Raw genomic sequence first — 14,678 nt, 5'->3', positions numbered from 1 at the left:
GCCGTCAGGCCTTTTGCCCCGAGGGGTTTCGACCGGAGGGTTTTGACCCAGAGAGCTCGTCGTTGAGATGGTCGAGATCCGGCTCCATTTCAGAGGCTTCGACCGCGGCGATCTCGTCCGAGGCGAGTTCCGCTGTCAGATCGACCCGCCGGTCGCGCTTCGACAGCCGGACAAAATCCTCATAGGCCAGCAGCACCGTGCGAGGGCGACCGTTTTTGGTGATTACCGGGTCGCGGACCGCGGCATCCTGATAGGCGCCAAAATTTTTCGAGACGGCGGCGGCGGTGACGGTTGTGGTTATCGGCGAGACTCTTTTATTCCGGAATATACGGGCTTTCCGGGCTTCCGCAAATGTCGGACGCCCGCCAAATGGAAAACGAGGCAGTGACAGGGCAGCTTCCAAAGGCTCCCGTCCGTTCGCCTGAGTTCGTTCTGCGAGTGCGCCGCCGATATTGTCCAAGACGCAACGCCCAGAACACCTCCACTTGCTGTAGGCAGCCGCAACTGGAAATGATGCCGGACGTTGCTGTGACGAACAGGAATAAGGCTGTCTGTGGCGGCAAGGCTGGTTGAGGAAAGCCCCGACCGTTATGAGCCAATGACCGAAGAGCATCCCGCGGCACTAGCGCAATACGTCCCGCGGCAGCTCTCGACTAGCGAAAGACTGACGAGGACGTCTGTTTGGGGTCGAACTTGCCTATTGGCCGCTTGCCGCAGAGTGGGCATTCGCGGACCGCCACAATGCTATAGTCAATGCTATGGATCGACTCCAGCACCTGGTGCCCGCGCACGGCGGCCGTGATGATTTTGTCGGGATCGTCGGTCCAGACGAAGGGCTATGACTGCAGCCTTGTGGTCGATGACGAAGCGATTGATGGCGGAAACCAACCTGCCCTCAACACAGGACTGGTGATAGCCGGCGCAGCGCCTGTCGTGCTGCCGCCATCGGTGCTCTTCGTTTTCTGAAGCGCTTCTTCGTGGACTCGATCGTAAGAGCATCGTCAGGGCGACCTGCGGTTTTCCACTATTATGATCGGCTCGTGCCCGAATTTTCTGTCAACGTCGCCGCGACTCGAGTATTAGGTTCGGCTTATGGAGCGTCGACACGCCATCCGAAGGATCAGGGACGGGCTTTGGGAAGTCTATGACATAGACAATGAAAAGGTTGTCTTGGTGGACAGCGTAGCTCTGACCAATTTGCGGGATGAAGAGGCACTCGATGCGTTGGAGTTGCTAATGGGTGGATTTCTTGTTGCGAGCAGGTTTCCAACGCTCGGTTGATGGTTTCTCCAGGGACATGTTCGCACGCACGTCAGGCGAAGGCGCCTCAAGCCTCTCATTGTGGGTTCCATCAGAACCGCAGGGCACGAGCTTCCAGCACCAGTTGCCCTGCGGCGGGACGTTGGGGTGGCACCAAGCAGGCAGGAAGGACATCGCCATTACGCACCGATTTACGCGGCAAATCTTGGCTCGGGAACTCCCGTTACGCCGAGGCCGGTGATGGCAAAAAGGCTGCCTCGTAAAACGCCGTCGCCCGGAAAGCGCGGCAGCGGCGGCTTGGCCATCGAAGTGACGTACAGGGTGTCGAGCCTCGGCCCGCCGAACATGACGCTGGTGATCTTCTTGACGGGCATGTCGATGATGCGATCAACGCTGCCGTCGGGCGCGTAGCGGACCAGCCTGCCATCATAGACCAGCGCGTTCCACAGGAATCCTTCCGCATCGACAGTTGAGCCGTCAGCCGCCCCGCCCCGGCTGGTATCGACACGCGTGAAAGTGCGCCGGTTGGTGGCGGCACCGGTTGCGATGTCGTAGTCGTAGGCCCAGATCTCGCCGGTCCAGGTGTCGGCGAAATAAAAGGTGCGGTCGTCCGGGCTCCAGCACGGACCGTTCGAGCAGATGATGCCGGAATCTATTCTGGTAACGGAGAAATCCGGATCGAGCCGGTAGAGTCCGCCGGAGGGTCCCTCTTCCATCGTGTCCATTGAGCCGGCGAAGAAGCGGCCGCGCCGGTCGACCTTGCCGTCATTGAGCCGGTTCATCGGCCTGTCCGGCTCCGGATCGTGAATCGGCGTCACCTCGCCGGTGGCGAAATCAAGCAGATGGAAACCGCGCTGCAGCGATACCACAGCGCCGCCGCCGTCCTTGCGCAATGCCATCGAACCGATCTTCATCGGCACGTCCCAGCAACGGATCTCACTACCGTCGGCGGTTGCCCGAAACACACGCCCGTCGAAACTGTCGATCCAGTAGAGGCGCTCCTGTTCAACGTCCCACAGCGGTCCCTCGCCCAGCGTGGTCTTCACGTCCACCACGACTTCGATCTTCATGCCGTCCTCCTCTGTTCGAACCTTGCAGAAACCGGTCAAAACGCGACCTGATCGCCGCCCTTCAATGACAGGATTTCGCGGGCCTCGTCGGGCGTTGCCACTTCCATGCCGAGGCCTTCGACGATCTTGCGGGCAAGCACCACCTGCTCGGCATTCGACTTGGCAAGCCTGCCCCTACCGGCCCAAAGACTGTCTTCGAGCCCAACGCGAATGTTGCCGCCAAGCGCTGCCGATTGTGCCGCGATGCGCAACTGGCTGGCGCCCGCACCCAGCACCGACCAGCGGAACTGGTCGCCGAACAGGCGATCGGCGGTGCGCTTCATATGGGCGACGTCTTCCGGGTGCGTGCCGATGCCGCCGAGCAGGCCGAACACCGACTGCACGAAGAACGGCGGCTTCACCAGCCCGCGATCGGCGAAATGGGAGAGGTTATAGAGATGGGCGATGTCGTAGCACTCGAACTCGAAGCGGGTCCCATTGTCGTAGCAGGTTGCCAGTATGTATTCGATGTCCTTGAACGAGTTGCGGAAGACCAGATCACGCGTCGCTTCCAGATGCGGCTTTTCCCAATCGAACTTGAACGTCTCGTATTTGTCGGCGAGGTGATAGAGCCCGAAATTGATCGAGCCCATGTTGAGCGAGGCGACCTCCGGCTTGAACTGGGCGGCGGGGCGCACACGCTCCTCCACCTTCATGTAAGGACTGCCGCCGGTGGTGATGTTGATGGCGGCATTGGTGCCTTGCTTGACGCGCGGCAGGAAACGCGCGAACGCCTCTGGCGTCTGGTCGGGCTTGCCGGTCTCGGGGTCGCGGGCATGCAGATGCAGGATCGCCGCACCCGCCTCCGCCGCCGCGATCGCCTCGCGCGCGATCTGGTCCGGCGTGATCGGTAGATAAGGCGACATAGTCGGCGTGTGGATCGCCCCCGTCACCGCGCAGGTGATAATGACCTTGCCGCTGGGTTGCTGGGCGCCGGGCTTGCGGCTTGTTTGCGTCATTGTCCAAACTCCTGATCCGACTTTTTCTTGTGCGCCGCCAGCGCCATCAGCCGGCGGTCGCGCCAGACCTGCCGTTCGCCGAGTTCTTCCCGCGGCAGGCGCTTGCGGCGCTCGGCCTCGATCGTCTCCATGACCTCGCCGGCCCAGTCGACGCGGCGCAGCATCTGCGGGAAGATGTTGGAATAGATCGCCTGATAGCGCTCGACATAGTCGCGCACACCACCCGGTGCATTGAGGTCGATCGTCTCGAACGGACCCATGAACGACCAGCGCAGCGCCAGCCCGTCGCGCAGGCCAGTGTCGACGTCCTCGACGCTGGCATAGCCGTCGGCGACGAGCCGAAACGCCTCCTCCAACAGCGCGCCTTGCAAGCGGTTCATGATGAAGCCGTCGAGCTCGCGCTTCATCACCAGTGGCGCATGGCCCGCCTCGACAAGAAACGCGCGGGTCCTTTCCACCGTTTCGGCGGAGGTCCATGGCGCCGGCACCACCTCCGCTGCCGGGATGAGATAGGGCGGATTGATCGGGTGCACGACGAGGCAGCGATGGCGCCCCTCAAGATGATCGGTGAATCTCGACGGCAACAGCGCCGAGGTGGAACTGGCGATCACCGCCTGCGGACCGGAAAGTGCGTCGATGCGGGAGAACACGTCACGCTTCACCTCGAGGTTTTCCGGCGTGTTCTCCTGGACATGGACGGCATCGGCCAGGGCCTCGCCAAGCTCCTCCACAATGGTGATGCGGCCAAGCACGGTATCGACCGCCTGTCCCCGCAGCAGATCGTTGGCGGCAAGGTCGCCGAGCACCCCAGCGATATAGTCGCGCGCACCGCTGGCCGCGGCCGGCGCCTGGTCCCACATGCGCACATCATGGCCGGCACGAGCGAAGCTTATCGCCCACGCTCGCCCGATGAAGCCGCTTCCGACAATTGCTACCTTCGCCATGATCTCCCCCTCAGAGTGTCTCGACGTTGCCGTCGACGCCGAGCGACTGGCCGGAAATGTTGATGCCCGCATCGGAAAGCAGGAAGGCCACCATCGCCGCGACATCGTATGGGCTGGTCATGCGGCGCAGCGAGATGTTCTGCAGATAGCGTTGTGTCATCTCCTCGTTTGAAACGCCGAGCTGCTTTGCCCGGTCGGCAATGACCTTGTCGATGCGCGGTCCCTCTATGATGCCGGGCAAGATGGCGTTGACCCTGATCCCATGCGGTCCGAGTTCCTTGGCAAGGCTCTGGGTCAGGCCGACAACGCCGAACTTGGCAGCCGAGTACGGCGTGCGGAACGCGTAGCCATGGCGGCCGGCGGCCGAAGACATCGAGATGATCGAGCCGCCGCCCGCCGCCTTGATCAGCGGCACGGCACGGCGCGCGCACAGGAACTGGCCGGTCAGGCAGATATCTATGCAGCGCCGCCAGTCTGCCGGATCGATCTCATCGACCCCGCCGGTCGGCCCGGCAATGCCGGCATTGTTGATCAGGGCGTCGAGCCCGCCGAGCTTCTCCTTTACGGTCTCGAACAGCCGGTCGACATCGTCGTCGCGCGAAACGTCCGCTTTGACTGCGCCGGCGAGTGTGAGCCTCTCTGGAGCGGCGGCCAGCGCCTCGTCGGAAATGTCGCAGATCACGACACGCGCGCCGAGCCGCGACAGTGTCTCGGCAATGGCAAAGCCGATGCCGCCGGCGCCCGCCGTGACCAGCACGCGTTGGCCTTTGAGCCCGGTCAGGAATTCGTCCGCCGATACCGGTGCGCTGGAGCTCATTATTCCATTCCTTTCATTGAATCCGCCTTTCGCGCAGCGCCATGACCGCAGCGAGCACCACCAACCCGAACAGGATCGCCCGCGTTGCATAAGGCAGCGTCGTGCCGGCGAGCAGCATCTGCAACGCCGTCAAAAGCAGCACGCCCCCCAGCATGCCGAGATAGTGGCCGCGCCCGCCGGTGATCAGCGCACCGCCGACGACGACTACGGCGATCGAGGGCAGCAGATAGTCGTCACCCATGCCGAGGCTGGCCTGGCCGGAAAAGCCGGTCAGCATGATGCCGACGAGCCCCGCGCAGACCGCCGACAGCACATAGACGAGGATGAGCGTGCGCCCGACCGCGATGCCGGAGAGCTGGGCCGCGCGCAGGCTGTTGCCGATGCCATAAACCCGGCGGCCGAAAGGGGTGCGGCCAAGCAGCAGCACAGCAAAGACGACGAAGGCGATCATGAACAGCACCACCGGCGTCACAACGAATACCTTCCCGGTCATGAACCAGCGCAGCATCGGCGAGGAGAAGCCGGCCGGCGTACCCTGCGAGTAAAGCAGCGCGACGCCTTGCAGAATGCCGTTGGTGGCCAGCGTCATCACGATCGGCGAAATGCCGAGGAAGACGATGCCGATGCCGTTGGCAAGACCGATCAGGCAAGCTGTGAGCAGCACCGCCGGCAGCGCATAGGCAAGTGCACCATCCGAGCCGTTGACCATGCCGGCAAGCAGGATGCCCGAGAGACCGATCGTCCACGGCACCGACAGGTCGAGCCCGCCGGTGAGGATTACGCTGCCTTGCCCAAGCGCCAGGACGGCGAGGAAGCTCGACAGCACGAAAAGCGAGTTCCAGTAGGTGACGTTGACGATGGCGCGTCCGAGCCAGATTTGGGTGATGATCACGACGACGGCCAGGCAGACATAGGCCGGCAGCGCATAACGCAGCGTCTCGGCGTTGCGTATATGGAAGGCCGGCTGCGGCGCCTGCTGATCGTCGGTGCTGCCACGCGCGATCCTCAGCCGCCGGTCGGTGCGATCGATCTGCGAGGGCAGCATTCCGGCGCGCCATGCGGCCAATCGCGCCCGCAGCGCACGCAGTTGGCGGGCGAGCACGGAGCCATGCGACAGCGAGCCGGCAAGCACGGCAAGGATCAGGATCGTGCCCTCGGCGATCGTCGAATAATAGGCCGAGACGTTGAGTACGAGCAGGATGTTGACGACCATCATCAGGATGTAGGCGCCGAAGACGGTGCCAACCGGCCCGCCTTGACCGCCGCCCAGCCTTGTACCGCCGACGACGACCGCCGCGAACATCGACAGCAACAACGGGTTACCGACGAGCGGATCGCCGCTGCCCGTCTGTGCGCTGATGAAGACGCCGGCGAGCCCGTAGCAGCCGCCGGCTATGACATAGACCAGGAAGCGCACGAGAACGACGCGCACGCCGACCGAAGCGGCCGCGTCCGGATCGCTGCCGACGGCATAAAGCGCCGTCCCGAAGCGTGTGCCTTTGAGCCAGAACCAGGCGAGCAGGACGACGCCGATGACCACCAGCGGCATCGGTATCCAACCGGCGATAGCATCACCGAGATAGAAGGCGCCAAGATCGGGCGAGACGAAGCCGCCCGGCTTGTCCATGACCAGCAGCGTTACTCCCTGCAGGATGAACATGGTCGACAGCGTGACGACGATAGGCTGCATGCGCAGGACGGCAATGAAGAAGCCGTTGAAGGCGCCGACCAGCATGCCGACCCCAATTCCGGCCAAGGTCCACAGCGCGACACTGGTGCCGGTCGCCATCGGATCCATACCTTTTGCCAGGACGACATTGACCAGCGAGATCACCGCGCCGGCGGACAGATCGAAACCGCCGGACAGGATGACCACCGTCTGGCCGATCGCCGCCAGCGCCGAGGTGGCGCCGCCGCTGGAGAGAAACGAAATGTCGAAATAGGTGAGCCGCCCGGCACTGACCAGATCGACGATAAGCAGGAGCACCGCAAAGACGATCGCCGCGATGATCGCGCCGCTGTGCCGCGCGAGAAGCCGCGTCAATGTCGCGGCCGGTGCCGCGGCGGGCAAACTCGTCACGCTCATTCCGCCGCCTCCCGGACCAACTCGCCTTGCCCCAGCGCCGGTCGCATGATCGCGCCTTCCGTGATGTGGTTGCCGGCAAGCTCCGCCACCAGGCGACCGTCATAGAGGACGAGCACTCGGTCGCATTGATGGACCAGCTCGGGAATTTCGGTTGAATGCAGAAGGATCGAGCCGCCGGCCGCCACATAGTCGCGCATCATCACATAGAGCTCGTGCTTGGTGCCGACGTCGATGCCGCGGGTTGGGTCGAAGAGCAGCAGGATGCGGCTCTCGGCGACCAGCCATTTGGCGATGGCGATCTTCTGCTGGTTACCGCCCGAAAACGCCCCCGCCCTCGTCCACATGGCGCGGTGGTCGACCTCGACCGCCGAGAAGGCGGACTGGACGGCCTGCGCCTCCTCGTGCCCGCTGATCAGGCCAAATCGGGTAAAACGCGCGACGACCGGCAGCGATACGTTTTGCCGGCCCGAGAGCTTCAGGAACAGGCCTTCGGTCTTGCGGTCCTCCGGCACCAGCCCGATCGCCATGTTGGGCTTGAGCGCATCGGCGGGCGAGCCCAGCCACACTTCGCGCCCGTCGACCAGGATATGGCCGCGCTCGATCTCGGCCATGCCGAAGCAGGCGAGGAACAGGTCGAGCTGGCCCATGCCCTGAAGCCCGGCAATGCCGAGAATCTCGCCCTTGCGGAGGTCGAAACCGACGCCGTCGAGCTTCATGCCGGCCTTGAGATCGCGTACGCCGAGCACCGGCGGACCGAAGACCGCCTCGCTTTCGGGTTTCGGCGGAAAGGTCTGGGCGATGCTGCGACCGATGATCTTTTCGATCACTTCTCCATCCGGGACGTCGGCAACCGGCGCCGTCACGATGTGACGGCCGTTTCTGAGAATGGTCAGCGTGTCGCAGAAGGCCCGCACCTCTCGTATGCGGTGGGTGATGAACACGACCGTCGTGCCGGCGGCCTTAAGTCGCGCGATGATGCCGCCCAGCCATTCGACATCGCCGCCCGACAGCGTCGAGGTCGGTTCGTCGAGCAGGAGGATGCGCGGCTTGCGATAGAGCGCGCGCGCGATTTCGATCTTCTGGCGGACGGCGAGATCGAGGGTCGCGACCTCGGCATCAAGATCGACCGAAAAGCCGAGATCTGAAATGTGCTGGCGCACCGCCCTGCGCGCGCTCGCCCGCCTGATCAGGCCGCTCGGGCCGACAGGCGCGTAGGGCAGCAGCATGTTGTCGAGAACGCTGAGATCGCGCACCAGCGTCATTTCCTGGAAGGCTGTCTGCACGCCTTTGGCGTGCGCGGCGCGCGGCGAACCGAGTGGCGCCGGTTCACCAAGAACGGTGATTTGCCCTTCGTCGGGCCGCACCAGTCCCGACAGCAGCTTGACGAGCGTCGACTTGCCGGCACCGTTTTCGCCGAGCAGCGCGTGCACGCTGCCCGAAACGATCTCAAAGGAGACGCCATCGAGGGCGACCGTCGCACCAAACGCCTTGCGGACGCCCTCTATGCCGACAGCTGTCGATTGCGCTGACATCATGATCCCAGTCCCGGCCTGCACGGAGTGCGTGGGAGTGCCTCCAAAGCACCCCACGCCCCATTCGGAGAGCCTTACTCCTCGGGCTGGCCGACAAGGGCGGCCGCGAGACCGATTTCAGGTGTCTGGTCGGAGAAGATCGAGGCGAACCAGCCGGGGTTGGAGACCAGCGACGGTTTGAAGGCGTTACAGCCAGCCTTCATCTCCGCCCAGGTGCCTTCGTCACAAAGCTTTATCGTGTCGTTGGTGACGACCGGCAGTGGCAGGATCGTCTTCTTGGCAACCTCCTTGCCGTCAAGCGCCTCGACTGCAAGCTTGAGGGCAAGCGCGCCGGAATAGGGCGGCGATGCATAGGAGATCCGCGGCGCGCCGAGCGGCGCATAGGGAGAGGCTGCGCCCTCGACCTCCGTGCCCTCCGGCAGCATCTGGATGCGCCCGCCATTGGAGCCCTCGCCGGCGCAAGGCAGCAATTCGCTGCTCTTCTTGCCGGCCTCGAGCTGCATGGAATTGGCGGTGAAGCAGCCGACCTGCATCCACAGCCCATTTATGTCGTCCCAGCTGCGCGTCGCCAATATCTTGGAAAGTTCGGTACGGGCCACCGCCTGGCTCCACATACCGACAGCCTCGCCCACGATCTTGATGTCGGGATGCTTGGCAAACACTTCCTTTGCGGCCTTGGTGCGCAGATCGTCGACCGAGGTGCCGGGAACGCCGGTCACTGCGATGATGTTGCCCTTGCCATTGAGCTTCTTGACCAGCCACTCCGCCGTCACGCGGCCAGCCTCTTCCTGATCGATATGGACGTTGTAGGCGCAGGGCTCTGTGATCTCGGCATCATAGGCAAACACCTTTACCCCCTTGTCGCAGGCGTTCTTCACCACCTGGTTGAGCGCTGTCGGCGAGATCGGGAAGATCACGATGGCTTCGGCACCTGCCTGCACCATCGCGTTGATCTGCTGGATCTGGCGCTGTGCGTTCGGCCCGGCCACCTGAACCTGGAGGTCGACCTTGTCGGCCATGCTCTTGTGCGACGCCATCGCCTTGACCATGTTGGCGGCCTCGGCCTGCCAATCATTGCCGATAAAGCTCATGCTGAGAAATATTTTGTGCTTTCCGGCCGCCTCGGCCGCCGACATCCCAAAGGCGCAAACAGCCATGCCGGCAAGCAGCGCGAGCCGCCGGGCTTTCGATCCGATACCCATTCGAAACTCCTCCCAATTCAGACGACCAAATGCCTCCCAAGGGCACGAAACGTGCTCCTTGTCATTCGATGCAGCTGACCGTATCATGATTTGATCAAAGATCAATGATGAAATGCTAGTGGGTAAAAGCCGGATACGCCGGCGCTTGACGCGGCAATCCGAACCTTGCATTCCGGGCACAGGCGCCGGGTAGGACAAGAGCGTCGCCGTTTGGGGAAAGGTAGGCACAGATGGCTGGGGCGGCATTCAGGAAGCCGGGCGTCGAGATCACGCCGCTGTCCAGGGAAACCCTGCAGGACAGGGTTTACCGGCACGTCACCGAGTTGATCCTCGACGGCAGTATCGTTCCAGGTGAAATGGTGACGGTGCAGAGCCTCGCCGACGCTTTCGGCGTCAGCCCGATGCCGGTTCGCGAGGCCCTGCGGCGTCTGAGCGCCGCCAACGCATTGATGGTGGTTTCGGGCCGTTCTATCGGGATACCGGCATTAAGCCGCGCGCGACTCATCGATCTCAGGAACGTGAGGTTTGAGATCGAGGCGATCGCCGCCGCATGGGCGGCCGAGCGAATGGACGATCCCAGCGTGGCGCTGCTGCGCCAGCATCTGGACGCACTCGAACAGGCCAATGCCGCCGGCGACGTCAAATCCTACCTCAGGGCCAACTACGCCTTTCATTTCTCCATCTATCGAGCCGCGGGTTCGGAAAACATGCTCAACATCATTGAGAACCTGTGGCTGCAGATCAGTCCCTATTTCAACATGCTGCACGATTCTGGAAACTATTCGACCGCCAACCAGCACCATCAGCAGATGTTTGCAGCGCTGCGAGATCGCAACGCGGAAGCTGTCCGGGCCGCGGTTCGCGCTGACATCGACGCGGCTTTCACAGTGCTGATCAAACTGCTGAAGTAACATTCAGGTCGCCATAAGCGACATGCCGCCTCCATTGCTGATCAGACTTCCAGTTCTTTTTCCGCCCACTCCGCGAACTTTTCCAACTTGTCGAGCAAGCTCTCGGCTTCGGGGAGTGATTTTGCCCTGATTCCGTATTGAGCTTCGTCCTTCTCATGGAGAATGCTCCGCAACCGGCTGGCCTGCGCTGCAGGAAGGCGGTTTCCAAGCGCATCGCGCATGGTTTTCACCACGGCCGCATGATCCGCGCGGTTGATCGTTCCTGCAAATCGGGCAGTGAGCGCATCGGCGTATGCTATTGCCGCATTCACGATCTGCGACATAGCCGGATTGCCGATGTCACCCGTTTCAGACATTGCCACCTCCAAACGGGCAGCCTTCAAATATGAGCGGGCGATGCGTAATCGCCCCTCGCCAAAGTCTGTCTCGACTGCTTTCGTCGCACCTCTTCTGGTCATGCCAACGCCTTCTGGCGAGTTTTTGTTGCGAGTTCGTCCGGGCGTGGACCCAAGACGAGCAGGGCATTTGCTTCGACGCCGCCCCACCAAGGGTCTCCCGTGCTCGACAGCCTCGCCACATCCTGCGGAGTGAGTCCCACCACCGAGGGATTGAAGCCAAGCTCTTCACCGTGGGTCACCAGTGCCTCACGGATCTCTTGGAGCGCGCTTTCTAGCTTTTCGGATGGCGTAACCACTGCGATGTCGAGATCGCTGTCTGGACGGTCCTCGCCCCTCGCCACGCTGCCGTAAATCCAGGCCGCGAGCACGTTCGGCCGAACTGCGGAGACCGCCTCAGTGACTACAGCGCGAATGTTGGAATACCTAAGCGCCTCCTGCTCAAAGAGGGCTTCCAGTGATGTCGCCAGTGGATGGCGATCATTCAACCGATAAAGACGAGCCCTGCCCGTTCCCTCTGAAGATACGATGCCAATCCCCTCCAAGGTTGCGAGAGCAGACCACACGCTTGCCCTCGCAAGCCCGCTACGAGCCGCAAGCAATGGTGAAGAAAGCAAGCCGCCGTGCCGGGATAATTCCCGGAGCAATCTCACGCTTGCGTCGGTGCCGAGCATAATGGTGAGTGGATAGCGCAAAGCGCTTTGAGCGGTCGAGCGTGTCATGGCGCAAGTTCCTTCTGCTCTGGAGCCATAGCACGTCGACTGCCGGATATCAAATCTGACGTTTGGTTTTCTAAACAGATGTCCTGTTATCCGGGCCTTGGCGGCTGCTGCGCCGCTATCACGAACGTATCCGAGAGATGTTGATCGCCACGTTCGTCCAGTCCATCGTAGGAGCAAGAGCAAGATGCCGCTCTATCTTATCCATTTCATTATTTTTTTCTGCTTCAGTCCGTCCAATGCCCGGTCGGAAAGACTGAGTATTTCGTCAGACGGCGCTTACTCAGACATAACCTATTTTACGATTGTGCCGCCGCGACCGAAAGCCATTTGGCCACATCACATCTCTCAATGCACACACAGTGCACACGAAAGCCAACGCGGGGCCAAATCATGAATCGTTAACCTGCAAGGACGGCTTGGCGGTAGGTCGGGTTCATGAGGGCTTTGAGGCGCTTACGCTTGAGCGAGTTTGAAGGCTCGCGACGGAGCATGTTGAGCACCGCGCGGCGGATCATGGCGAGGTTGCGCGCCGAATGGTCTTTACGGACGCGGCTCTCGTCTTCGTCGCGCGACAATCAAGGCAACACGCGCTCTCAACTTGATTGTCGCGCGGCACTGCGTCCCTTGCCCTGTTCGACGCAGATAAGCATGCGTGTCGAGTCGATGTCGTCGATCTTGAGTTGCGCGACTTCGGACACGCGCAGGCCCGCGCCATAGGCGACGCCAAGTGCCGCCTTGTACTTGATGCCTTGATGCTGGGTGCGGCTTCGAGCAGCCGCGCCGCTTCCTCCACGCTCAGCACGTCGGGCAGCTTGCGCTGACACCTCATGATCACCAGCGCACGCGCCAGATCCCGAAGCTTCAGCGTCACGAGGGACAGGAACGGCAGTGCCGAGACCGCGCCATTGATCGTCGCAGAGCCGACGCCGCTCTCATGCCGATGCAGCTGGAATCGACGGATGTCCTCAGCCGTCGCAGTGTCGGGCGAGCGGCCAAGGAACACAGCGAAGCGCCTCCAGCCCTTCCTCCCTATAGCGGTTGAAGATCTTGTAGCCAGTCTTGCGCGAAATCCCGAAATCCCGGCACACATCGCTCATGCCTTCTCCCTCGAGAAGGCGGGCAACGAAACGTAGACGTTCCTCCATCACCGAACACTCTCTCCACGGCATCAACACCTCCGGCCAAAAGCCAAAGTGTTACCCATGTGTCCGGTACAAAACGTCACCTATGTCTCAGGCCGCGCAGTTCGCTTGCCGACAACTATTCCTGCTGGAATTGACAGGGCCAATCTTCAGGCCTCGTCAAGCCAGAAGGCAACTCGGTCCGGGCGTCTCCGCAAGCCATGTTGAGCTGCCACTGGGACAGACCCGCCGAATTGGAAAGATCGACGCCCTCGATACGGGTCAGAAAGAAAAAGGCGCGGTCAAAGTCTATCGGCGCGGTGAACGTCGCTCCTCGGAAGTCCGCCCGTGCGAGATTGGCAAACGAGAAGCGGCTGCCGCTGATATCGGCGTCATGGAACTGCGCACGCCCCAATTCTGCCTTTGTGAAATCAACATTGGTCAGATTGGCGCCCTGGAAATTCGAGCGCTGTATTTCCGCGCTCGCAAACACGGCGCCTTGCGCGTCCATACGGCTGAAGTCGGTCCTGTAGGCCTCGATTCTGTCGAACCGGGCGCCTTTGGCGGTCGAGTCGGCCAGGGAAGCACGCACAAGCGTTGCCTTCTCAAGATTTGCCGCAAGGAGATTGCTGTTCCTGAGGTCGGTCGAAGTGAAATCAACACCGAACAGGTTCGCCCCGCTCAGGTCTTGTCCTTCTAGGATGAGAAGCTTCTTGTCACACTCGTGCCAATTGACGCCAGGCGTTGCGGCTGCGTCGCAATTGTGAGCAGCAGTGGCGTTCTGCCAAGCAAACACAGTGCAAACCGCTAGAACCAAGCCGGATGCGCCGTAAGCTCTGGTTCGCCTCAAAGTCATTGTTGCTGGACCTCTGCTACTCGCCGACACTCAACCTTACCACATCTGCTGACACTCGAGCCACGGTGACCACCGCCGTCACAGTTAGCGCATTTCTCATATTCAAGCTTTGATGTTGATCAACCGATCAACCCGCGCGTAGGGCGCGATTTGCGAGCGCCTCCTCATATCATCGGCGGTCCAGCAGAGATTCATTTGTCACCGGCCAGGCGCATCATTCCGTAGGTATGCTTGACTAAGCCGAGGAGAGCGGTCGTTCAGGGTGGCGAAGTCCCTCCGCTCTGGACGTTTGTCTCGCTAGTTGGGAGCCTGCTCGGATGCTGACCGCCACCGCCGCCGTCCGCTGCCGACAAGCGTGAATCCGCTTGGTTCCGCACCGATCGGTACTTCCCGACGGCGAGGTTCACCCGGCACGGGGTGCTCGTCGCATACCCTGATTCCGCTGTCGCATGAACCCCACGACTTCGCTTAGCGAAGCCGAAGTTGATCTCTGCCATCTCCCAGGTCGAAGCATCAACCCCGCATATTTGTGTCGTAAGCTGACGTGCTGCGAATACGCCTTTTTCGGTTTGCGGGCTTTATGGCGGACGCGCAACCTATTCTGTATTTTTATCAACGTAAACAATGTCGTATGGCGGAGAGGGAGGGATTCGAACTCCGCGCTTGGAAAAGCGTCCCTCTCGTCTTCACCGTGCAGGCCGCTTACTCTGGGCGGCAGAGTGCCCTTCCGCGCTTCGCCAAACCTGCCGTGGGAAATGCCTTGC

At 61.8% G+C, this 14,678-nt stretch carries 13 protein-coding genes and 2 pseudogenes; 1 reads left to right on the top strand and 14 read right to left on the bottom strand.

What is annotated here, in order from left to right:
• Positions 1-4 precede the first annotated feature (4 nt).
• From NKI39_RS13260 to NKI39_RS13225, 8 genes are all read right to left on the bottom strand, one after another.
• Positions 5-301, bottom strand: coding sequence for a type II toxin-antitoxin system Phd/YefM family antitoxin (locus NKI39_RS13260; protein WP_352832303.1), 297 nt, complete (start codon positions 299-301; stop codon positions 5-7).
• 1,150 nt (positions 302-1,451) lie between these two features.
• Complete coding sequence (locus NKI39_RS13255) at positions 1,452-2,330, bottom strand: SMP-30/gluconolactonase/LRE family protein (RefSeq protein ID WP_352542530.1); 879 nt, start codon at positions 2,328-2,330, stop codon at positions 1,452-1,454.
• A gap of 35 nt (positions 2,331-2,365) precedes the next feature.
• Positions 2,366-3,328: a 3,5-dioxohexanoate:acetyl-CoA acetone transferase gene (gene kce, locus NKI39_RS13250; protein ID WP_352686489.1), complete on the bottom strand. Its 963-nt coding sequence runs from the start codon at positions 3,326-3,328 to the stop codon at positions 2,366-2,368.
• Positions 3,325-4,272 carry a 3-hydroxyacyl-CoA dehydrogenase gene (locus NKI39_RS13245; RefSeq protein WP_352473185.1) on the bottom strand — a complete coding sequence of 316 codons (948 nt, stop codon included), beginning with the start codon at positions 4,270-4,272 and terminating at the stop codon, positions 3,325-3,327. The genes kce and NKI39_RS13245 overlap by 4 nt, the downstream gene beginning before the upstream one ends.
• A 10-nt stretch (positions 4,273-4,282) precedes the next feature.
• Positions 4,283-5,089: an SDR family oxidoreductase gene (locus tag NKI39_RS13240; RefSeq protein WP_352473183.1), complete on the bottom strand. Its 807-nt coding sequence runs from the start codon at positions 5,087-5,089 to the stop codon at positions 4,283-4,285.
• Positions 5,090-5,102: 13 nt separating this feature from the next.
• Positions 5,103-7,175, bottom strand: coding sequence for an ABC transporter permease (locus NKI39_RS13235; RefSeq protein ID WP_352473182.1), 2,073 nt, complete (start codon positions 7,173-7,175; stop codon positions 5,103-5,105).
• A complete protein-coding gene (locus NKI39_RS13230; RefSeq protein ID WP_352832220.1) occupies positions 7,172-8,710 on the bottom strand; it encodes a sugar ABC transporter ATP-binding protein in 1,539 nt (512 codons plus the stop codon). The genes NKI39_RS13235 and NKI39_RS13230 overlap by 4 nt, the downstream gene beginning before the upstream one ends.
• Before the next feature lie 71 nt (positions 8,711-8,781).
• On the bottom strand, positions 8,782-9,909 hold the full coding sequence (locus tag NKI39_RS13225) for a sugar ABC transporter substrate-binding protein (protein ID WP_352473178.1): 1,128 nt from the start codon (positions 9,907-9,909) through the stop codon (positions 8,782-8,784).
• A gap of 230 nt (positions 9,910-10,139) precedes the next feature.
• Here NKI39_RS13225 and NKI39_RS13220 point away from each other — a divergent pair, with 230 nt between their 5' ends.
• Entirely contained in the window at positions 10,140-10,820 is a 681-nt protein-coding gene (locus tag NKI39_RS13220; protein ID WP_352473177.1) for a GntR family transcriptional regulator, read from the top strand.
• A 41-nt stretch (positions 10,821-10,861) separates the two neighbouring features.
• Here NKI39_RS13220 and NKI39_RS13215 read toward each other — a convergent pair whose 3' ends face one another.
• The 6 genes and pseudogenes from NKI39_RS13215 to NKI39_RS13190 all read right to left on the bottom strand — a co-directional run bounded on the left by NKI39_RS13215 (position 10,862) and on the right by NKI39_RS13190 (position 13,914).
• Complete coding sequence (locus NKI39_RS13215; RefSeq protein ID WP_352618414.1) at positions 10,862-11,278, bottom strand: hypothetical protein; 417 nt, start codon at positions 11,276-11,278, stop codon at positions 10,862-10,864.
• Entirely contained in the window at positions 11,275-11,937 is a 663-nt protein-coding gene (locus NKI39_RS13210) for a nucleotidyltransferase domain-containing protein (protein ID WP_352503781.1), read from the bottom strand. Before NKI39_RS13210 ends, NKI39_RS13215 begins: the two co-directional genes overlap by 4 nt.
• 398 nt (positions 11,938-12,335) lie before the next feature.
• On the bottom strand, positions 12,336-12,512 hold the full coding sequence (locus NKI39_RS13205; protein WP_352832217.1) for a hypothetical protein: 177 nt from the start codon (positions 12,510-12,512) through the stop codon (positions 12,336-12,338).
• A 42-nt stretch (positions 12,513-12,554) separates the two neighbouring features.
• Positions 12,555-12,898, bottom strand: a pseudogene (locus NKI39_RS34295) (tyrosine-type recombinase/integrase); the annotation flags it as partial.
• Positions 12,899-12,944: 46 nt separating this feature from the next.
• Positions 12,945-13,106, bottom strand: a pseudogene (locus NKI39_RS13195) (helix-turn-helix domain-containing protein); the annotation flags it as partial.
• A 91-nt stretch (positions 13,107-13,197) separates the two neighbouring features.
• Positions 13,198-13,914 carry a pentapeptide repeat-containing protein gene (locus NKI39_RS13190; protein WP_352456374.1) on the bottom strand — a complete coding sequence of 239 codons (717 nt, stop codon included), beginning with the start codon at positions 13,912-13,914 and terminating at the stop codon, positions 13,198-13,200.
• Between the last annotated feature and the right edge of the window lie 764 nt (positions 13,915-14,678).

The organism is Mesorhizobium sp. M0664, assembly GCF_040320565.1.
In the GTDB taxonomy this organism is placed as follows: domain Bacteria; phylum Pseudomonadota; class Alphaproteobacteria; order Rhizobiales; family Rhizobiaceae; genus Mesorhizobium.
Note: the sequence above shows the minus strand (reverse complement) of the source record. Positions and strands in the feature narration are given on the sequence as shown.